Origin of the sequence: Clostridium sp. CCUG 7971, assembly GCF_017590215.1 — a bacterium.
In the GTDB taxonomy this organism is placed as follows: Bacteria; Bacillota; Clostridia; order Peptostreptococcales; family Peptostreptococcaceae; genus Faecalimicrobium.
This window is the reverse complement of the sequence record NZ_JAFFPK010000037.1, coordinates 37,972-59,658: the sequence shown is the minus strand read 5'-3', so window position 1 is coordinate 59,658 and position 21,687 is coordinate 37,972. Positions and strand designations below refer to the sequence as shown.

At 27.1% G+C, this 21,687-nt stretch carries 22 protein-coding genes and 1 pseudogene; 6 read left to right on the top strand and 17 right to left on the bottom strand.

Translation table 11 applies throughout. From position 1 onward, the window contains the following. Positions 1–13: 13 nt before the first annotated feature. The 3 genes from JWF52_RS05135 to JWF52_RS05125 all read right to left on the bottom strand — a co-directional run bounded on the left by JWF52_RS05135 (position 14) and on the right by JWF52_RS05125 (position 1,534). Positions 14–670, bottom strand: a complete 657-nt coding sequence (locus JWF52_RS05135; protein ID WP_208332266.1) for a TetR/AcrR family transcriptional regulator — start codon at positions 668–670, stop codon at positions 14–16. A gap of 243 nt (positions 671–913) precedes the next feature. Further along, a complete protein-coding gene (locus JWF52_RS05130; RefSeq protein ID WP_208332265.1) occupies positions 914–1,333 on the bottom strand; it encodes a hypothetical protein in 420 nt (139 codons plus the stop codon). After that, a complete protein-coding gene (locus JWF52_RS05125; RefSeq protein ID WP_208332264.1) occupies positions 1,334–1,534 on the bottom strand; it encodes a helix-turn-helix transcriptional regulator in 201 nt (66 codons plus the stop codon). Between the two features lie 241 nt (positions 1,535–1,775). Between JWF52_RS05125 and JWF52_RS05120 the strand changes: the two genes are divergently transcribed. Then, positions 1,776–3,080, top strand: coding sequence for a Na+/H+ antiporter family protein (locus JWF52_RS05120; RefSeq protein ID WP_208332263.1), 1,305 nt, complete (start codon positions 1,776–1,778; stop codon positions 3,078–3,080). Between the two features lie 382 nt (positions 3,081–3,462). Here JWF52_RS05120 and JWF52_RS05115 read toward each other — a convergent pair whose 3' ends face one another. After that, positions 3,463–3,828, bottom strand: coding sequence for a tetratricopeptide repeat protein (locus JWF52_RS05115; RefSeq protein ID WP_208332262.1), 366 nt, complete (start codon positions 3,826–3,828; stop codon positions 3,463–3,465). Between the two features lie 331 nt (positions 3,829–4,159). Then, positions 4,160–6,862 carry a cell wall-binding repeat-containing protein gene (locus tag JWF52_RS05110; protein WP_208332261.1) on the bottom strand — a complete coding sequence of 901 codons (2,703 nt, stop codon included), beginning with the start codon at positions 6,860–6,862 and terminating at the stop codon, positions 4,160–4,162. Between the two features lie 293 nt (positions 6,863–7,155). On the opposite strand from JWF52_RS05110, the gene JWF52_RS05105 reads away from it, so the two are divergent. Further along, the gene (locus tag JWF52_RS05105) at positions 7,156–7,719 is read left to right on the top strand and encodes a cupin domain-containing protein (protein WP_208332260.1); all 564 of its coding nucleotides are present in this window, start codon (positions 7,156–7,158) and stop codon (positions 7,717–7,719) included. Positions 7,720–7,799: 80 nt separating this feature from the next. On the opposite strand, the gene JWF52_RS05100 is transcribed toward JWF52_RS05105, so the two are convergent. After that, complete coding sequence (locus tag JWF52_RS05100) at positions 7,800–8,081, bottom strand: DUF4180 domain-containing protein (protein WP_208332259.1); 282 nt, start codon at positions 8,079–8,081, stop codon at positions 7,800–7,802. Positions 8,082–8,192: 111 nt separating this feature from the next. On the opposite strand from JWF52_RS05100, the gene JWF52_RS05095 reads away from it, so the two are divergent. Next, positions 8,193–8,939: an EFR1 family ferrodoxin gene (locus JWF52_RS05095; protein ID WP_208332258.1), complete on the top strand. Its 747-nt coding sequence runs from the start codon at positions 8,193–8,195 to the stop codon at positions 8,937–8,939. A 105-nt stretch (positions 8,940–9,044) separates the two neighbouring features. On the opposite strand, the gene JWF52_RS05090 is transcribed toward JWF52_RS05095, so the two are convergent. Both JWF52_RS05090 and JWF52_RS05085 read right to left on the bottom strand, forming a co-directional pair. Beyond that, on the bottom strand, positions 9,045–9,410 hold the full coding sequence (locus JWF52_RS05090) for an ArsR/SmtB family transcription factor (RefSeq protein ID WP_208332257.1): 366 nt from the start codon (positions 9,408–9,410) through the stop codon (positions 9,045–9,047). A 16-nt stretch (positions 9,411–9,426) separates the two neighbouring features. Then, a complete protein-coding gene (locus JWF52_RS05085; protein WP_208332256.1) occupies positions 9,427–10,203 on the bottom strand; it encodes a nitroreductase family protein in 777 nt (258 codons plus the stop codon). Between the two features lie 279 nt (positions 10,204–10,482). Between JWF52_RS05085 and JWF52_RS05080 the strand changes: the two genes are divergently transcribed. Further along, positions 10,483–11,352 carry a PhzF family phenazine biosynthesis protein gene (locus JWF52_RS05080; protein ID WP_208332255.1) on the top strand — a complete coding sequence of 290 codons (870 nt, stop codon included), beginning with the start codon at positions 10,483–10,485 and terminating at the stop codon, positions 11,350–11,352. A gap of 187 nt (positions 11,353–11,539) precedes the next feature. Here JWF52_RS05080 and JWF52_RS05075 read toward each other — a convergent pair whose 3' ends face one another. From JWF52_RS05075 to JWF52_RS05055, 5 genes and pseudogenes are all read right to left on the bottom strand, one after another. Further along, positions 11,540–11,944 carry a hypothetical protein gene (locus JWF52_RS05075; RefSeq protein ID WP_208332254.1) on the bottom strand — a complete coding sequence of 135 codons (405 nt, stop codon included), beginning with the start codon at positions 11,942–11,944 and terminating at the stop codon, positions 11,540–11,542. Between the two features lie 9 nt (positions 11,945–11,953). Then, positions 11,954–12,550: a TetR/AcrR family transcriptional regulator gene (locus tag JWF52_RS05070; RefSeq protein ID WP_208332253.1), complete on the bottom strand. Its 597-nt coding sequence runs from the start codon at positions 12,548–12,550 to the stop codon at positions 11,954–11,956. A 250-nt stretch (positions 12,551–12,800) separates the two neighbouring features. Beyond that, positions 12,801–14,093 (bottom strand): annotated as a pseudogene (locus JWF52_RS05065) (MFS transporter); the annotation flags it as partial. Positions 14,094–14,211: 118 nt separating this feature from the next. Beyond that, on the bottom strand, positions 14,212–14,685 hold the full coding sequence (locus JWF52_RS05060) for a MarR family winged helix-turn-helix transcriptional regulator (RefSeq protein WP_208332251.1): 474 nt from the start codon (positions 14,683–14,685) through the stop codon (positions 14,212–14,214). A gap of 115 nt (positions 14,686–14,800) precedes the next feature. Continuing rightward, a complete protein-coding gene (locus JWF52_RS05055; protein ID WP_208332250.1) occupies positions 14,801–15,304 on the bottom strand; it encodes an RrF2 family transcriptional regulator in 504 nt (167 codons plus the stop codon). A 260-nt stretch (positions 15,305–15,564) separates the two neighbouring features. Here JWF52_RS05055 and JWF52_RS05050 point away from each other — a divergent pair, with 260 nt between their 5' ends. After that, positions 15,565–15,936 (top strand): pyridoxamine 5'-phosphate oxidase family protein, encoded by a 372-nt coding sequence (locus JWF52_RS05050; protein WP_208332249.1) that lies wholly within the window; start codon positions 15,565–15,567, stop codon positions 15,934–15,936. Positions 15,937–15,948: 12 nt separating this feature from the next. Continuing rightward, entirely contained in the window at positions 15,949–16,125 is a 177-nt protein-coding gene (locus JWF52_RS05045; protein WP_208332248.1) for an ATP-binding protein, read from the top strand. Positions 16,126–16,247: 122 nt separating this feature from the next. Here the strand turns inward: JWF52_RS05045 and JWF52_RS05040 are convergent, their stop codons facing one another. The 4 genes from JWF52_RS05040 to JWF52_RS05025 all read right to left on the bottom strand — a co-directional run bounded on the left by JWF52_RS05040 (position 16,248) and on the right by JWF52_RS05025 (position 21,485). Further along, a complete protein-coding gene (locus tag JWF52_RS05040) occupies positions 16,248–17,777 on the bottom strand; it encodes a hypothetical protein (protein ID WP_208332247.1) in 1,530 nt (509 codons plus the stop codon). A 160-nt stretch (positions 17,778–17,937) separates the two neighbouring features. Further along, the gene (locus JWF52_RS05035) at positions 17,938–18,570 is read right to left on the bottom strand and encodes a cysteine hydrolase family protein (protein WP_208332246.1); all 633 of its coding nucleotides are present in this window, start codon (positions 18,568–18,570) and stop codon (positions 17,938–17,940) included. A 150-nt stretch (positions 18,571–18,720) separates the two neighbouring features. Further along, on the bottom strand, positions 18,721–20,130 hold the full coding sequence (locus JWF52_RS05030) for a VanZ family protein (RefSeq protein ID WP_208332245.1): 1,410 nt from the start codon (positions 20,128–20,130) through the stop codon (positions 18,721–18,723). 215 nt (positions 20,131–20,345) lie between these two features. Continuing rightward, entirely contained in the window at positions 20,346–21,485 is a 1,140-nt protein-coding gene (locus JWF52_RS05025; protein WP_208332244.1) for an AI-2E family transporter, read from the bottom strand. Between the last annotated feature and the right edge of the window lie 202 nt (positions 21,486–21,687).

Genomic DNA, 21,687 nt, shown 5'->3' with positions numbered 1-21,687 from the left:
ATGTTCTATATTTTTACTTTCTTTCTCTTTCAATAATAGCTCTATATCTTTCTAATACTTCAAGAACGCTATCATCTAACACAGGAATACCTAAGTCTGATATTAATTTTCTAAAGAAGATAAACTTATTTTTAAATTCTTCTTCTGTAGAATGAAATATAGCCGGATTTATCCATATATTCATTAAAATCATGAATGCCTCTGCAACTTCTTTTGGATTATTACTTACTATTGATCCATCTTTTATACCTTCTCTAATAATAGGCTCTACAAGGTTCGGTACAATACTTTCTACTGTATTATAAAGTTGTTGAGTTAAAAATCTAGGATTTTTCATTAAATTAGGTGCTGCAGTAGCTAGTTTTTCTTGACCAGGATTTTTTAAAGAAATAAGTAATATCTGTTTAAGCTTTTCTAATCCACTGTAAGATGTAGACTCTTTTACTTCTAAAAGCTTGCTATCTGATGAATCATAAAGTCTAGGTATAACAGCTTCTATTATTTCTTCTTTAGACTTAAAGTGGTGATAAATAGCTCCTTTGCTTAAATCTCCCAAAGCATCTACTATATCCTGAATAGTAGTGTTATCATATCCTTTTTCTAAAAATAAGTCCATTGCTGCATCTAGAATACGGTTTATAGTAATCTCAGGATTTTTATTTCTTGCCATTTCTATCCTCCTTTACATACTTTCGTTCGGTATGTAATAAGCATAGCAATTAATTTTTACTATGTCAACGACAATTTAAAATAAAACCGTATCACTTATTTGTAATACGGTTCTCTATATCTTATTATGCGAAGCTTATTTTCTTTTATTTCTTCAAATTTGTCTTATCGTTTATTTAATTTTCATTAAGGTTTATTCAAATAATATACTCGCTAGTATCCTTTAAATAAGACATTTATAATATTAATATTTTTTAGAATAATAATTTGCTACAAATATCCATGTTATTAATTGGCCTAGAACTAAAACTGATAATACTAAGCTTATTTCTTTATATCCTAAAAGTGCTGCTAAAAGTATTGCTCCACACTCAATATAAGAAAATATAAAATAAACCTTCGCACTAGTTTTTTCTCTTAACAATATATTTCTTTCATCGTTTTCAATTAGTTCAATTTCTTCAGTTTTTTCATGATTTTTATAGTTTTTCAAACCTAATACAGTATTTCCTAATCCTACTGCTGTAAATCCACATCCCATGCCAAATACTGTACTTCCTAGAGAATCTTCCGGTAATGCACCAATTAATGATATTATTAAAAGTACAACTCCTACTACTAATAATATACTTGAATATATAATATTCTTCTTTACTGTATTCATTTATTCTTCCTCCTCAAATATAAATACTTCTTCAATTATACAGCCAAAAATAACAGATATTTTCTGAGCTAGCATTATAGATGGATTGTACTTCCCATTTTCTAAAGATATTATTGTCTGTCTTGATACCCCACACATTTTTCCTAGCTCTTCTTGAGTGATTTTTCTTTCCTTTCTTAGTTGTTGAATGTTATTTTTCATACTAACCCTCTTTCTATAAAAGTAAACTAAACTTTACATTTTTAGTATAGTTTACTTTACATTTAATGTCAACTATACTTTACATTTAATGTCAACTATACTTTACATCTATATTAAAATTAGAATATAATAATAATTTTTTATTTTTATAAAAAACACACTTATCTATATAAATTGTGATATAATCTAATTAAATTAAAAATATAAAAAATTCCGAAAATTTAAAAAAGGGGGATGTTGTATGGTATTATTCAATCCGGTAGTAATATCTATTGCAGTTATGATAATACTTTGTTTGTTAAAATGTAATGTATTATTATCTATACTAATATCCGCAATAGTAGCTGGGGTTTGTTCAGGAATGCCTATAGCAGATGCAATGTCAACACTAGTTTCAGGTATGGGTGGAAACGCAGAAACTGCATTAAGTTATATTTTACTTGGTGCACTAGCTATAGCTGTAAGTAAAACAGGTTTAGCTTCAATATTAGCAAGAAAAATCTCTAAAGTAGTAAAAGGAAAAAAATTAACATTAATATTATTAATCGCATTTATATCATGTTTTTCTCAAAATCTTATCCCGGTACATATAGCCTTTATACCAATCTTAATTCCATCATTATTAAAACTTATGAATAAATTAAAAATAGATAGAAGAGCCGTTGCATGCGCATTAACATTCGGATTAAAAACACCATATATAGCAATTCCAGTAGGATTTGGTCTAATATTTCAAAATATTATTAGAGATCAAATGATTGCAAATGGAATTGATACTACAACAAACATGGTTACTAGTGTAATGTGGATACCAGCAATAGGTATGATTTTAGGATTACTTATTGCAGTATTTATAACTTATAGAAAACCAAGAAACTATAAAGATGTAGCAATAGACGGAATAGATGAAAATGAAATAGATGAAAAAATGACAAAGAGACACTGGTGTGCACTTTTAGGTGCTGCAACTGCATTTTTTGTGCAAATTAAAACAGGTTCTCTGCCACTAGGTGGCCTTTGCGCAATTATTGTACTATTTTTAACAGGCGCTATTAAATTCAATGAAGTAGATGATTTATTAGATGGTGGAGTTAAAATGATGGGGCTTATAGGATTTATAATGCTTGTAGCTGCAGGATACGGAAGTGTATTAAGAGAAACTGGTTCAGTAGAAGCTTTAGTAGCTTCAGTAACAGGTATTGTTGGAGATAGCAAGCTTATAGGATCAATACTTATGCTTTTAGTTGGCCTATTAGTAACTATGGGTATAGGAAGTTCTTTTGGTACTTTACCTATAATAGCTGCAATATATTGCCCATTAGGACTTAGTTTAGGATTTAGCCCACAAGCTATCATATTATTAGTAGGGGTTGCAGGTGCTTTAGGTGATGCTGGATCTCCTGCTTCAGATAGTACTCTCGGACCAACTGCAGGTCTTAATGCCGATAAACAACATGATCATATTTGGGATACTTGCGTTCCTACATTCCTTCACTATAATATACCACTTTTAATATTCGGTATTATAGGATCAATGATGTTATAAGATTAGGTTTTCTATAGTTAAATCTAATTATTAATTTAAATAAAAAACCGTATCACTTACTTGTGATACGGTTTTTATTTTATACTACAAATGGTCGTATTTTACTCTATCACACTAGATTTTTAGTATTTCTAAATAATAATATCATTTATACTGTAAAATTGTTAAAGTTTAATATTGTATAAAGTAAATAAGAGTCATATAAACAAAAGTCCCTTCTTAATTAACCTTCTATTTCTACTAAGATTTGTTGTGCTTTTTGTATTACATTATCAAATGTCGTCTGCTTAAATCCAAGCTCAACCGATTTTTTATAAAATATTTTTGACATTTCTATATCTCCATTAACATTTCCTAGTATGCTAAGATTAAAATATGGTAATCAATATAGTGAGTCTATTTCTATAGCCTCATTAAAATACTCATTTGCAACTTTTAAATCTCCTAATTCTAAATATGCTACTCCTAAATTATTTAATGTCATTGCTTCTATATCTTTACTATAAATACCCCAAGAAAGGAATATTAGCTTCTTTTTCCAATTATTTAGTCTTATATCTTCTATAAATTCTTTACTATATTTAATACTTTTCATATAATCCTTTTTATTTAATAGTTTTCTGCCTTTAAAATGATTTCTATAATAATATCCTTGAACTCTACCTGGAATAAGTAAAATTATAGATATAATAGGCATTAATATTATAAAATCATATATAAATAGTATTAACATTGCCAATATACTCAAAATTGATAAAATGCCTATTATTAAAATATATTGTATCTTGGATTTTTTGACTCTATTAATAAAAATCTCCTCCTTAAAAATTTAAATTTATGGTTTATTCATACAGTAAACCAATTATTTTTCAAAATACTTATCTCCTTATAAATTTTATATACTATGCTTAGCAGTTCTTTGTACATATAAGTTTCTCTATCTTTCCTTATTTGATTTAAATATACGTTAATTGTATAACATTCTTTAACTCTCTATATAATCTATTTTAATAGATATATTATTATAAAAAAAAGAAGAGTTATTTTTAAACTCTTCTTTATATATTAATCTAATATTATTATTTTATATGGTTCACTTGATTTTTTAATTGTTCAAACGCTGTCTCATTTCCATTTCCTCCAACTTTTGTTAGTTGCTTTGAAAATGTATAATAAAGTGCTGTAGATTGATTTTTATCTAATCCATTTGGACTTACTAACATTACTGGTGCATTTTGTTTTGATGCTAATACCCCTACTGATAATGCATCTATTAAATCATTTGGACTTCCATAACCATTTTTAGCTACAAATATATTGTTAAGTTCTGTTTGGTTATTATGATTTGTATTTGAGAAAAATCTCTCTATTATATTTAAGTTAGTTAAGTTTCTATTTGACCCCGCTATTCTTACAGGATTTTTAAGTTCTGTTATTAAATTATCTGGAAGCACTGTTGTTCCTCCTATAACATAACTTGTTGCTATATTATTATTCTTTATATAATTCTCAAATGTTTTAAGACCATTTCTAGGTGAAGTATAAACTATTGCCATATTATCTCTTGCACATACTGGTGCTATACTTACTGCATCTGCAAATCCATTTTCTCCATTTACTACTGCAATTTTATTTACATTATTTAATTTATTTGCAATAGCAAGTGAAGTTTCATATCTATCTTTACCAGATATTCTTTCAACTGTTACACCCATTGATTTTAGTTCATTAACTATATTTTCACTAATAGCAGTAGTTCCACCTATTGCATAAACTTTTTTGACACCTAATCTCTTAAACTCTGCTTTTGTAGCTTGATTTAAACTATTTGAATTACTTAACAATACTGGAGCATTCTCTTGCGCTGCAAATGGTGTTACTGATAATGCATCTGCTAATGAATTAGCATTAACTAAAACTGCATTTTCATTTGTATTCCATCCAGTTTGGCTAACTTTAACTGCCGTATCAAATCTATTGATTCCTACTAATTCATTTATTTTAGATTTGTACTCTTTTAATTTATTTATCTTTTGATTTATCTCAGTAGCATTTGGCATATTATTATCTATTTTTATTTCTATATATGAATAATTTGATGTTTTACTATCTGAAGTTATTCTTATTTTATATATTGTATAATTACCCTCTACCTTAGACTCTAAAATATTTGGTGATAAATTTGATATATCATTTATAAATTTATCTACATCACTTAAAGTTGCATTATTTTTTAAGTTAAATATAACTGGATTATTTTGTGTTCCATTAGCATCAGAATATATAGGAGTAAATACATTTATATCTATAACATCTTTAACTATGCTTGGAATATTTGTATTGTCATAAAAGTTTACTAATTCTACATTAATACTTTTACTTATGTCACTATTATTTAACTTAACAGTTACAGTGACATTACCTGGCTTTTTAGCATTTAATATACCATCTTTACTTATAGTTGCTATATCTTCATTATCTACTGACCAAGTCACATTTTCTACATCTTTTTCATTTACACTTGCTATTAATTTATGATTATTACCTACATACATACCAGAAATAGGATTTTTTATTTTAATTTCCGAAACTGATTCTATAGGTTGAGTAACTTTACCTGCAAATATTTGAACATTTTCTTTATCATAATATTCAAAATCATACGATACACTATCTACATTTGATATATTCGCACTTTTCCAAGTGATATAGTTAGTTGATTTATTTAATATACCACCATTAGATATATATTTAGGTACTATAGGTTCACCATCCATACCTACCCCTTCATTTTTAACAGATATATTTTCACCTGCTTGACTTACTATTGTTGGTGATACTATGCTTTGATGACGAGCATTAATATGATATAACTTTTTTAAATTTTTTAATGGACTTATATCACTCACTTGATTAGTAAATAAAGTTAAAGAATTTAAATTTGTTAAATTACTTAATGAGCTTATATCACTTATTTGATTAGTGTGTAAACCTAAAGATTCTAAGCTTGTTAATTTACCTAATGAACTTATATCATTTATTTGATTCTCACATAAACTTAAGTTCTTTAAATTAATTAACTTATCTAATCCATTTGTATTAGTTAAATTATTTTCATTTAAATTTAGCCTTTCTAAATTAGTTAGTCCACTTAGTAAACTTATATTACTTATATCATTTCCCTCTAAGTCTAAATCTGTTAGATTTATTAATTTATTTAGTGCATTTATATCACTTATTTTATTTCTACTTAAGCTTAAGCTTTTTAAGCTTGTTAGTTCGCTTAATGGACTTACATCACTTATTTGGTTTCCACCTAAATTTAAATTTGTTAGATTTATTAAGTCACTTAATACACTTATATCGCTTATTTGGTTGTTAAACATACTTAAATTTGTTAAATTTCCTAAGCTACTTAATGGACTTATATCTTTTATCTGATTATTAAATATTTGTAAATCAGTTAAGTTTGTACAATATTGAAGACCTTCAAGGTTTTTTATTTCTTTATTGCTTAACGGTAATTTTTTTAAACTACTTAATTGTCTAACTGTTATATTAGAATCTACTTTTTGACTTAATGCATAATTTAATTCCCTTTTTAAATTTTCATCAGGTATATTTACAATATCTTTTTCCTGCAAAGCTTTAGTACTTATGTTTTCGGTTTTTGTTGAGTTATTATTAGTAAGTTCCTCTGCAAATACTCCTATTGTAGACACATTAGTTATAGAAGATGCTACTAGTACAATTGATGCTATTTTTTTTGTATTCTTATTCATTTTATCTCCCTACCATATAAATTAAATTATAAATAAATTCTAATATTTATTTATGTTTAAATTAATTTTATCATGAAACAAATATGTTTTTAATACTTATTTTACAATAACCAATTTTTACATTTTTCGATAATATATTCTGTATTTAGATAGTCTTATAGCAATACTATAAAGCATGCTACGTTACTTGTGATATACTTATTCTTGCCTTACTCTACTAAAATTGTTAGCCAATCATCTTATCTAAACATATATCATATAATGATATAAAGTATATAAAAGGGGAGATAAATATGTATAATATTCCTAAGCCATATCCATATCCTTACTGGGTTAACACACAAATGTATAATATGTACCCATACCTTTTCTGGGGTAACGCACAAATGTATAATATGTACCCACATAAAACACCAATATATAAGAGACCATTTACTAAATTGAAGGATTATGGTTCTGAACCGTTTGTAGTTAATATTGATGAGGCTACTGAGCAAAATAATACTTTTCGTACTGCTTTATGGACGGGAGATAATTTACAAGTTACCTTAATGAGCATTAATGTTGGAGATGACATAGGTTTAGAAGTTCATCCAACAGGTGATCAATTTATACGTATTGAAGAAGGTGAAGGACTTGTTAAAATGGGAGATAGTAAAGATAATTTGGATTTTCAAAGAAAAATCTCTGATGACTACGCTATCATGATACCTGCTGGTAAATGGCACAATGTAATTAATACAGGAAATAAACCACTTAAATTATATGCTATCTATGCTCCACCTGAGCATCCACGTGATACAGTTCATAAAACTAAAGCAGATGCAGAATCTGCTGAATCTAACTACAGATACTAATCAAAAATCACTGTAAAACAGCTTTCTATGAAAGATTAAATTTTCGTATAAGGCTGTTTTACAGCAAAACATTCTAACCTTTAATCAGCATTTATAATCCAATTTTCAGCATCTCTAATATTATTAAACACTCTAAAATCATTTGACTTGTTTAGTTCATTAAGTAATTCTTTAAATCTTCCTTGAATTTTATTCTTATTTTCTATGGTAACTGAAACTTTTATATGATAATTCATAAATTTTTGTAAAGCTATGCCTGCTAGACTTAGCTTAAGATCAATAATAGATATTGCTATCTTAATGGTAACGAATTTCTTTACTAATACCCTAATATTTATTTTGTCTGCTATAATATTTAGCAAATACTAACAAAAAAATCAATGTTATGGTAGAAAATATAATAAGTATAGATAGAGATAAACTAAATTAATTAAAATTTTTGAAATTAATTTACTAAAGGAGTGATTGAGGTTATGATTATGTATTTTTCTGGCACGGGCAACAGTGCCTATGTAGCAAAAAGAATTGAAAAAGAGATTGAGGGTGAATCATTGAATCTCTTTGGAAAAATCCGAAATTGTGATTATTCCTATTTAACTTCTGATAAACCATGGGTTATTGTTGCACCAACATATGCATGGCGTATTCCCCGTATTGTTCATGAGTGGCTTATGAAAACAAAATTATGTGGAAATCGCGATATTTACTTTGTAATGACCTGTGGAGGTTCAAAAGGAGATGCCGACAAATATCTAAAGAAACTATGCGTATCAAAAGGAATGAATTATAAGGGATGTAAATCTATAATAATGCCTGAAAATTATATCGCACTTTTTAAGTCACCTGATGAAAATGAGGCGCTAGCGATAATAGAACAATCCGAGCAGATAATATCAGATACAGCACAATACATTAGAAATAATCTAGCATTTCCAGAACATCACGTAACATTTAAGGATAAATTCAACAGTGGTTTAGTAAATGATATTTTTTATCCACTATTTGTTCATTCTAAAAAATTTTATATAACAGATGCTTGTATTTCCTGTGGAAAATGTGAAAAAGTCTGTCCACTTGGAAATATTCAACTTGAAAATGGGAAACCAATCTGGGGAAATAATTGTACTCATTGCATGGCATGTATTTGTCGATGCCCAAAAGAGGCTATTGAATATGGCAAAAATAGTATGGGTATGATAAGGTATGTCTGTCCAAAATAAATATACAATATTAGTAATAGGGTCTAGTTTAAATGGTGTATTACTATTTAAACTTGACCCTATTACTCTCTTAATTATTTAAACATAATTTTTAATTATACTAATCTATTCCTCTTTCCTTGAATCATCTTTACTAATGTGTTGTATTCCAGTAAATATAAGATTTATCAGTTCAGTTAATATTTCCCACTGAGATTCCTTTGAATCAAGATAGTAATAATTTTTTGTACCTTCTTTACGTACATTCACAATTTCTGCTTCTTTTAGTATTTTAAGGTGATGGGATACAGCTGGTCTAGATAGATGTGTTTTCTCTGTGATTTCGCCTACTCGAATTCCATTAAAGTCACTCTCCAAAAGTGTAAGTAGAATCAACTGTCTAGTTTCATCCCCCATAGCAGAAATAGCTTTACGGCATACTTTAAATTTAGATGTTATTTCTTTTAATCTTTCCTGACATTCTTTTTCCATAAGTTCTCCTTAACATTTATAAATATCTGACATTCGCAGTCTCTTTTTGTGCAGTACGTCTATATTTCACATCTGGGTATCCAAGAACTAGAGTTGTCAACACATAACCCTTGGATTTTAGATTTAAAAGTTTTCGTAATTTTGGTGAATTATTTACTACACTTGTAAAAAATCCACTATATAGTACACCTAGTCCAAAAGACTCTGCCATTAATGACATATTTGATGCTGCAAGTGAACCACTAATCTTATCTTTCGTTACTACCATTATTGCAATAGGTGCCTTTTTGAAAAAGAAATTATCATCAATGGTAACTTCTTTCGCATCTTTCATCCAAAGACTTACGATTGGTTTTATTCTTCTAAAAAATTTTACTGCAATTTCTTCATACTTACTTTTATCATCACCTAAAACAATGTATGATACATCTTGTGCATTTTTAGCACTAGGTGTAAACCTACCTGCCTCAATAATTTGCTCTATAATTTCTGAAGGTACTTCTTTATTTTTAAACTTACGTATTGTTCTTCTTGACTTAATTGCCATTAACAATTCATTTGGATCTAAAGTAGGCTCTTTTGTAAATTCAATCGGCGGTTCATTAAATCCCGTCATTGTAATAGCCTTTGTGGGACAAATAGCTACACAATGCCCACACTTTATACAATCTTGATTTTTTATTACTGATTTTTTATCTTTAATAACTATATTATTTACTGGGCAATCATTTTTACAAAGACCACATCCAATACAAATGTCTTTATTAACTTCAATTATGTGTTGTTCTTTCATAATCTATTCATCTACCTTTCGCTTATTGGTTTAAACCATTATAGCATGTATATATTTTTTATTTTCATTGGTAAAGAATTTGTTTACCATTAAATTTTTAACGTATTTTTAATCACATAAAAATTAAAGTTAAAGTTATTAGACTGATAGTTACATTACTTAATCATCAATCAATAATTTATGATTTTTTATTACTAGGAGGATTTTCTTGTTAAATGTTAAAGTACTTTATAACTTATAAAAACTATAAAGTTCATGAAGGGAGATAGATTTAGTATTATGAAAATAAAAGCTTTTACATTAAACTCATTTGCAAAATCCATTGAAGGAGGAAATCCTGCCGCGGTTGTGTTTAATGCTGATCATCTCTTGGAAAATGATATGAAAAAAATTGCAGGTATAATTGGTTTTAGTGAGACCGCCTATGTAATGAAGTCAGATCTTGCAGATTTTAAGGTAAGATTTTTTACCCCTACTGAAGAAGTAGACCTTTGCGGACATGCTACAGTAGGAGTTTATTATTTATTATTGAGTCTAGGTCAAATAAAGCCCGGTATATACACACAAGAAACTAAGGCAGGAATTTTAAATATAGAAATAAAAGAAGATATGTCAATCATAATGAATCAAAACCTTCCAACCTTTTACGAAACAATCTGTAAAGAAGAAATTGCAGATTCTTTGAATATTACTCTAGATGAAATAGAAGAAAATTTACCAGTTCAAATAGTATCTACTGGTTTAAGAGACATCATTGTTCCTATCAAAAATATAGAAATATTAACAGCGATAAAACCAGATTTTAAAAAGGTAGAAGAGATTAGCAAAAAATATAATGCTGTTGGTTATCATATCTTTACACTAGATTCACTTAATAATTCAGATGCTCACTGCAGAAATTTTGCACCTCTTTACGGAATACCAGAAGAGTCTGCAACTGGTACATCCAACGGAGCTCTTGCATGTTATCTGTTTAAATATGATAAAATCAATTCCAACAATACTGAGTATATAGTTATTGAACAAGGTTATTCAATGAAAAAACCTTCAGAAATAATTATTTCCTTAGAAGTTAAAAATAAAGAGATTGTTGGGGTGCTGGTAGGTGGAAAAGCATTAAATATATCTGAAATTGAAGTTGAAATATAACTGCACCGATTTTGGATCAAAAATTAAATGAGAAATATATTAAACTTAGGCAGATAACATGCTTAATAGTAATTTAAATACTAAATATAAGATTTAAAGCATAGTTTATTAATAAAAAGCCGTATCACTTATTTGTGATACGGTTTTACATACTTTACTCTATACAGCACGCTTTCCATAGTTTTATCTATATCGCAATCCTAAGCACGCATACTAATAATATAAACGCTATTATACTCATTACATATTTTTCAAAATGTGTTCCCAAAAGTTGCATTATTGTACTAACTACAAGCAGTATAACCATAATCCACAATACAATATGTACTATACTAAATAATATACTTGGTATGCTAACAGTAATGATTTCACTTGCAACAAGTAATAATACTATTGATATTGTTAATACTATTATTCCTAATATAGATTGTTTTCTTTGTGATTCATAGGATATACTTTTTCCTCCATTTATCCATGTATAAGGTAATAATTTTAATATAATCAGTCCATGAACTATAATAATTAATACTAACATAGTAACCGCTAAATATCCTGCTACCTCAACGCTAATACCTTTTATTAAATCTAGCAAATTTTTCACCTACCTATCTTTTAATAAAATTCTATCCAACCAATTTTGATCTATATTTTTATTTTGTTTACTATTTATATTCATAAGGGCTAATGTATGAACAACACTCCAATAATAGTCCGCTAATTTATAAGCATCTCCATTAACGACACGACCTTCACTTTGGCCTTGTAAAATAATATCTTCTAGTATTTTTGTAGGCACATTTTCATAAGATTTTGTAAATACATTATCAATAGTACCTTCTTCTATCATTCTTATATTTAGTACAAATAAGTATGCTGTAATAGTCTTATTTTCAATTTCTTTAATAATACTCTCTGAAATTAACTTTATTTTACTTTCTGCATCTATCTGTACCTTCGCTAAGTTCTCAAATCCACTTTCATTTTGTAATTTAAGCTTCTTTAGTATTTCTAGAAATAACTCTTCTTTAGAAGTAAAATAATTATATAATGTTCCTTGACCAATCCCTATAGACTTTGCTAATTGACTAATTTTAGTACCTGCATAACCATTTTTTGCAAAGTAAATAATAGCACCTTCTATAATTTTTTTATTCATTTTCTCTCTTATTTCTTCACATTGTATTTTCGTCTTAGGCATGTATATCTCCTTTTTATGAATGAATTTTTGTTCATTTATAAATCATAGTGTAATATACTTAACTACTTTTATCAATTATTTCCACTCTGAATCTTAAATAATTTTAAAATATATGTTCTTATTAAACTCAAATGAGTTAGAATTTCTATTAATATTATTTTTCTTGATATAGAGATTAAAAATAAAGAAAAAAATACCCATCCGACCAAGATTAATACTTTCAATTCTTAAATTTATCATTTTATCTACTCTATAAATTAGAATTTGCTTTTTCTTCCATATGACCGTCAATTTCATAGAAAATATGACTAGTAAAAATGCTAATTCCAATCATTATAAATCCTGCTACATAAAATGGAAGATACATGCGGTTTCCTATTTTATCAAATACAACACCATAAATAAACTGACCAAGGGGATTTGTGCACATGCAGATGCACATAACACATGAAATTACTTTTCCAGTTAAATTTTTTGGTGTTAAAATTTGTTGGTATGTCATTATTTGAATAGAAAATAATGTAGAAAATATCAATAGTAAAACACCTCCAAGTACTAATGCAATATAAATTTTTATTGGATCTTTTAGTAGTTGTAACGCGATGCCTCCTATTAATACAGATAATGAACATCCTATTAGAAGCAGTGGACTTGTTTTTAATTTCAATTTCTTTGAAAATACTCCTGCAAGCAAACCTCCTAATATACTACCAAAAGCCATTACTCCTTGTGCGTATCCGTAAAGTCTATTAGCTTTGTTAGCTTCAAATCCTAAGTGCTGTGTAATTAAGACTGGTAATCCAACTAAAATTAAAGTAGTTAGTAATAAATTTACACAGGAAAATACTAAAGACACTTTCAATAGAACAGGTTTCTTCTTAAACATAAATGTAAAGCTTTCTTTTAAATCATTAAAACCTACAGATAGTATATTACCTTTTACTTTTTCTCTTTCAAATGGAATATTAATAAACATTTCCATTAGTGCTGAAAGAAAAAAGCAAGCTATACTCACATATAGTATCGGTGTTAATCCCACAATTGAATATAGTATACCACCAATTACTGGTCCAATCATATTTCCCAAAGAGTTAATCACATCAACAATTGAATTTCCTTTCATTATATACTCTTTATCTAGCAAAGTAGGTATGCTTGACTTAACTGCTGGTTGATAGGCACCTTGTATGCCATATAAAATAATCAGTGTAATCGCCATTAGTAAAACAATATCCATTTTACCTGATAGCAAATAAAACATAAAAATCAGTATTGCCGTACTAAAATCTAGAATTACCATGATGTTTCTTTTGTTAAAACGGTCTGCAATTATACCTCCTATAGGGAAGAGTAAAATCATAGGTATAAAGGAAGATGCCATAATGCTACCAAACAATACAGACGAACCTGTTTTATTTAGTAGATAAAGGGGGAGTGCATATCTTAATATTTGATTGCCAAATAGAGAAATAATCTGCCCTACTGCAACAAGTAAAAAATCTTTTGATAATATTGTCTTTTTATTCATAGTTAGTGTTTCTCCTTTTTGATTTTTGTTTCCTCAGAAACATATCAATCGTATCACCATTTTGTTTCCTTGTCAACAAAATGATGATAATAAAAAATGCAGCCTTCTTTTCAATTAAGTTAGGCTGCATTTTTTATTTGGATTTAACATCCTCACGCACTTTCTTTATTTCTGTATCTAAATGGTTACTATAGGTTTTTATAAAGCTAAATATACTTTCATATTGTTCCTCAGTTACTTGATCAAGTATTACTTTATCACGTTCTTCAAATTCTTTGTGCAGTTTCTCGTGCACTTTGTTAACTTCTTTTCCTTTTTCAGTCAGTCTAAAATATATTTCCTTTTTATTATCTGGCTTTTGGTAACTTTCCACTAGTCCATTATTTATAAGTTTCTTGATTATTTTACTTATGCCACCTCTTGTCATATAAAAAGCATCTGCAAGCTTTGTCACATTTGAATCTGTATTTTTTTCAATATATTCCATACAATGAATTTCAGAAGACTTATATCCTTTAAGTGCCTCTTCCATCTTAAGTCTATTAAGCCAATCCATCTTGCTATACAAATCCCTAAAACCCTCTTTTAGTTGTTCTTCTTTATTCATGGCCTATCCTCCCACCTGTTGGTGTATTTATAAATTTACTAATTAAATAAATATCAAACTTAATGTAACTTGAATTTATTTTATAGGTTTATTTAATATAATCATATTTATAATATTATTTTTTTGTATTTTTAAACCATTCGATTGTTGCTTGTTCCATCTCTTTTGGAAGTATCTTATTATATACTTGATTATATAGCCATTCTAATGTCTTATTATTTAAATATTTTTTCATTTCATTTTCAGCTTCTAACATTACTACCTTTATTAAACAAGGACACTTAGTATGTGTATCTGGTAAATTATCTTTATCTAGTAATACATTATTTTGCCTTATTTCTGCACATTGAAAGAATGGTTCGCTTCCCTCTACAGCTTCTACAACATCCCAAAATGTTATCTTATCTGCACTACGGGCTAATGCATATCCTCCCTTTACTCCTGGTACAGATTTTATTATTCCAGATTTACTTAATCTTGCATATACCTTAGACAGATAGCTTTCTGATATACCTTGAAATGTTGCTAAATCCCTAATTCCAACTGATCTATTTTCTTCTAAATTAACCATATATAGTAAACAATGTAGTGCATATTCTACTCCTACTGAAAATTTCATTTAATTTTACGCTCCTTTAAAAAATAATACCTTTATCATACATTATTATTAAATTTGATTCAAGATACCTTACTTGTATTCAACTTAAAATAAGATTTTTATCAACGGGCAAAACCGTTTGAGCCACGTGTGGTCAAACTACTTGAGCGACATGAGCAAAGCGAACTTTTTATTGACACATTAAAAAAATTATTATATTATAATTCCAGACAATATTTATCGACGATAATATTTATCTATAATTTAAGGAGGAATATAAAATGTTTACAGAAAAATTTTTAGAGGTTTTAAATAATGAAGGGGTTGTTTCTATTGTTACTTGTGCAAATAATGAGGCTCATGTATCAAATACGTGGAATAGCTATCTAGTTATTGTAGAAGAAAATAAAATATTAATTCCAGCTGCTGCAATGATAAACACAGAGAATAATATAAATATTAATCCTAATGTTAAATTAACGCTAGGTAGCCACGAAGTAATGGGCTATAGATATATGGGAACTGGATTTTTACTTGAGGGAACTGCTAAATTCTTAAAAGATGGGGATAACTTTAAAATGATGAGAGATAAATTTCCTTTCTTAACAAGAGTATTAGAAGTTACAGTTAACTCTTGTAAACAGACTTTATAAAGGGAGTCTACTATGCCTAGAATAATTGATAAATTTAATTGTGTAGCTTGTGGAACCTGTGAAAGAGTATGTATAGTCGGATGTATAGCACAATTAGAAGATAAAAAAAGAATAATAAATTCATCAGCTTGTGTTGATTGTGGAGCATGTGAACTTTCTTGTCCTAAAAAGTGCATATCTCAAAACTAGTTGAAATAATGTAAATGAATGAAAATAATAAAAAAGAACAGCACTTTTTATCCTATACTGTTCTTTTTATTATTTATATTCTAAAATCATGTTCCCTTACTTATGATAAGATTAACTATTATTTATTCTATAAGTTTAAGATACTTAATATCTACTATTTCATCCTTGTTATAATAAGGCTCTGTACCATTAAAGTATTGCTTTCTTTGCATTCTAACTACAAAAGTTCCTCTACTAGATGAATAAACTCTACTCTCTATTCCATAACCTTCATTAACTAACGACCTCTCTTCCTTTGCATCTGAAGGTAGCACTAAACTTGTTAAATACATTGCACTTTCTCTTTGAAGAGTTATATTATTGTCATAGCTATCATAAGAATATGGATATAAAATTTGTCCATACCTTTTTTCATCTACTATTTGTCTCTTAACCATACCTTCATAATGTTCAAATGTATTGAATGTAGATTCTACATAGTACTCTTCAGGATGAAAAATTTCATAATTAAGCGTATCTTTTTTAGTATTTTCGTATAAATCTAAAATTTCTTGTCCTGTTAATACTATATCTGGATTATTCATATATTCTATATCATTTTTATATTCAGTATCTTCGTATGTAGCATTGTTATATTCATACTCGTTTGTATGCAGTGTGAAAGCTTTTATAAATATACCTATTATAATTACCAAAAATGCAAATAATGAAAAATAGGTACTTTTAAGACTTTTCTTTGGCATATTAATAAAATTATTTATCATTATACATCTTTTACTAAACACTCCATATACCACTTCTACTGTGTCCATTTCACATATATTAAATAGTTCTTCTATTCTAAATTCCATCTCTGTTTTATTTTCATAGTCTGTAACAACTATCCTATAGTAGTGGTTTCCTTTATTAGTACACTCTTTAACTGATGTACATACTCCTTTAGCACTTGTATAAAGACTAAATAAATTTTCTATTACCGCGGCAATATTAAATAATAAAATATATCCCATTAAAAGTCTTATTAAAATCGAATCTGGCATCATAAAAACTATTGCAAAAATAATTGTTGGAATATACTTAAGTATATTCATATATCTATGCTTTGAGTTTATTTTTACATATCCATTAAACTTACGTTTTTTTCTCCATTTATAAGTATCTTTATCAGTATCTTCATTATTTATTTCTTTAGACCATTGAACCTGTCTATTGTATAAATAAGATTTTAAGTATCCTTCTTTTGCATAAAGAATAAGTACACTATCTATTATCAAAAATATACTTGTAAATAATATGTCTATATTATTAGAAGCTAAGGTTATATATGTTCCGAACCCAATGGTTAACACTATTATTATCTTATATATAATTAACTTTTTGTGAATTTTATTTTTTATATTTTCATCTTCACATATTATTATTTTGTCAGTATCTGATTTTACAATATAAAAAGTAATCGAGTAAAAAATAATAAAGAATAAGGTACTTCCTACACCTACTGGTGATTCAAAATTTATCTTTCCAAATATCTGCGTTATAGGGTTGTTATCTTTAAATAATCCTACTTGTACTGCTTTATTTATAATTGATATAAAAAGTGCTACATATATAAAATATGACATCCCTAAAGCAGAACGAAATTTTTCTTTCATGCGATCCCCTCCCTCTTCTTTATTTTATAACCTTTATCGACTTGTATCAAATAAATTATATAAAATCCTAAGTTTTACTAATATAAATCTTTATAATTTTAAAAGAGTTATTCAAATAATAATAAAAAACTATATCAAATCAATGATATAGCTTTTTTTATTATACTAATTTGCTTATAACGTCTTCTGTTGTAAGTGATCCACTTGATAACATATCAAAGTTTATTTCAGCTGCTTTATAAGCATCCATTCCTGGTGCAGCAGTAGCATCTTTTGCTATATAAACTTCAAAACCTTGTTCAACTAAATCACGCATATGTGATTCTATACAAATATTTGAGTTCATTCCTCCTAGTATTACCTTGTCAATTTTTTGTTTTCTTAATTGTAATACTAAATCATTTGTTTGAGGTCCAAATATTTTATGTGGACTTGCTATTACAGTTTCTCCATCCTCTATATATGGTTTAAATGAATCATATATATCTGCTCTTGAATCTTTTTCAACTGCATCTGATGGACCTTTTCTTTCAAACATTTTCATACCATGCATCATATTTTCACCATTTGTACCAAATTGCCACTTGTGATCATGTGGATAGTAATAATGTGGTGATACAAATACTTTATATCCTTTTGACTTTGAAGCTTTAAGTAGAGACTCTATATTTTCTATAGTATTATTATTTTCTAAAACATCATTTGCTAATGAGTATCCAGCTCCCATTTGATGTAAAAATTCATTTTGTGGATCTACAAGTACTAATGCTGTGTCTTTGTTATCAAAATTCATATAACCAACTCCCTAAATTATTTAATGTATTTTTTCTTTATTTATCTTAAATACATAATAATCCTTAAATAAATAAGCTACAATTAGGCACTTTTAAGTAACTTATTTTTATAAATCTTAAATTTTTATAAAAGATTGTTTTATTTGTAACTATTTTATTGATTCTATATTAGGATTCCACTCACTAGTTTGACCACTTGGATAAGTAATGTTTCCTTTAATATTCCATGTAGGAATTAAGTATCCTGTCTCTTCTTGTACATAGTAAGAAGGTCTAATATCATTAATATATGCTGTTCCCATAGTATCCCCAACACCAACATCTTTTGCAACTTCAACTGCCTTTTCTGGTTTTATTATATCTACCTCTTTATAATATTTTCCTTGTACTCGTCTATCACTTATTCCAAATAATTTCCCATCTTCACCTATCTCAACAACTACTTCACCTACAGATTTTATTTTACTATTTTTCTCTTCTATAGGTTCAAATATTAAATGCAAGTTATCATCACCATAATCAGTTCCAAGCTTTACATATTTTAATTTATTTGTATCAATTTCAAATTTATCTAAATATGTTTTTGCTAATTTAGTAGCATTTTCTTCGTTTGGTAGTTTTCTTTTATTTACTTTATTTGCAACTCCATAGGTTATGTTCCAGGTATTATCTTTATATACATAGATGGATTTGCTATCATCTTCACTGTATACCATTGTGTTATCTTCAATTTTATCAAATTTATAGTTTTTAAATCCTGAGTTTTTAATTATTCTTTTTCCTACTTCTTCTTGGCTTTCAGTAAAATAAATCTTATAAACTACTGACTTTGTATCTGATGTACTTATATTCTTATTAAGTACAATCTTCTCTGGCATTAAATGTCCATAATATACATGTCCAAATTCACTTTGAGACTCTATGATATTTATTACTACAAAAGGGCTAAATGTTATTAGTAAAATAGCTATCGAAATAACAACTTTTAATTTGTAATTAGAGATTTTAAATGTATTATCACCTTTCTTTTTATTAAATAAGTAACGCATACCATAATAAAAAATATAAATTGCAAACCCTAATAATCCCCCAATTGTATTTGCAATAATATCATCTATATCTGCACTTCTACCTGTTAATAACTGTATAAGTTCTGTAGCAAAAGTTAGTCCAAAAGATACTATAAATACAGGTAAATATCTATCAAAACGTTTTGGAAATACAATAGGTAATAAAATCCCTAAAGGTATACACATTAATACATTTAACCATATTTGGCTTATCATACCTCCATTAACTGTTCCATATTTAGCAGATATATAAAATGGATGTAGTGGTTTTAAATTTAATCCACTCCCTAAACCTCCATTAAAATCCATTATCTGTGTAACGTATATAAACATTACGAAAAAACCTATTAATGAAAACTCTGATAATGCCTTTGTTCTATTGCGACCTTTAATATTAATATTTTTTATTTTGCAAATTATAATATAAATTATAGCTGTTATTAGTAGTGACAATGGAAAAATTTGAAATGCCATTAGTATATACTTCATTTTTTATCTCCTCCTTTAATTTTATAAATTCTATATGTTTATTTTATTAAAGAAGTCTTACTTTAAAATGACTACATTTATTACGTTTTATTAACATTTCATAATTATCCCAAATACGCATAAAAAATGACCTATAAATAGGCCATTTAAAATATTAATTTAGTTGTATATTATATTAATGAATCATCTATAGAATAATATATTATCTCAAAATCTTAAGAAATATCTATATCCTTATTTTTAAGTCTTTTGTTTACAGTTTGTGAGAATAGTTCATACACTACACTTAAAAGTGGCATTCCTAATAACATTCCTAAAATTCCAAATAAATTACCTCCAACAACTATAGCTAGTAATATCCATAAAGATGAAAGACCTAAAGAGTTGCCTACTACTACTGGATATATAAATTTACCATCTATTTGTTGTATCGTAATTATTATTACTAAAAATAATATTACTGCTGTAGGCTTTACCATAAGAATTATAAATGCAGATATGGCTATACCTATGTATGTACCAAAAATTGGAACAAAATTTGAAATAGGTATTAATATACTTATAAGCAGTGCATATGGTATTTTAAATAATGAAAGTGCAATAAAAAATACTGTTCCTAGTATTAACCCATCTGTAGATTGCCCTAATATAAATCTAGAGAATTTATAGTTAGTTAACTTTAGTACATATAATATCTTTTCACATTTCTTTTCACTAATAAAAGCGTATATTAATTTTTTAAATTGTAGAATAAGTTTTTCCTTACTAAGTAAAATATATATAGCTATTATTACAGCTAAAAATAAATTTACAAAGAAATTAGTTATACCAAGTGTAAAGTTAAATAAATTAGATATAATCATATTTGTAATATTGCTAATATATAATAATCCCTTTTGAATTAGTGATGGTATATCAGTATTTAAATATTTAATTACGTCTAACTTATTTAAATTTTCAGTTATGTAATTTTGCAGTGATTTTATATAGTCTGGAATTCCATCAGTTAAAGTTATTAAACTATCAAGCAACTGAGGCACTATGTAATTTATAAATGCACCTATTAAAACAGAAACAATTGTAAGTGCAGATATCAAAGCTATAACTCTAGACATTTTTTCTAAATATTTATACTTTTTACCTAAAGGCTTTACTATTTTTTCTTCAATAAGTTTCATAGGAATATTAATCAAAAATGCAATTGCTCCACCTATTATAAATGGTTTAAATGCAGTTATTAATTTCCTAAAAGTATTTGGTATTAGCGTTGGTTTTATTATAATAATAAGAAAAATCATTATATATGTAACAATAATAAGTTGATTTTTCAACTTTAAGTCTTTTAATTTATTCATTAATGTCCTCCTAAAAATAGTATTGAAAATACTATAGTATATATTTCCTAAATTTGTCATCTTTTATTATAATTTATATTGTCTCACTTAATCTATCATTTTTATAAATTATTAATTTAATCTTGTTATTATCATAAATATTAACATTTTAAATTACTTTAAAACACCTTTAAAATCTTCACTTCAATTTTACCAACTTTTT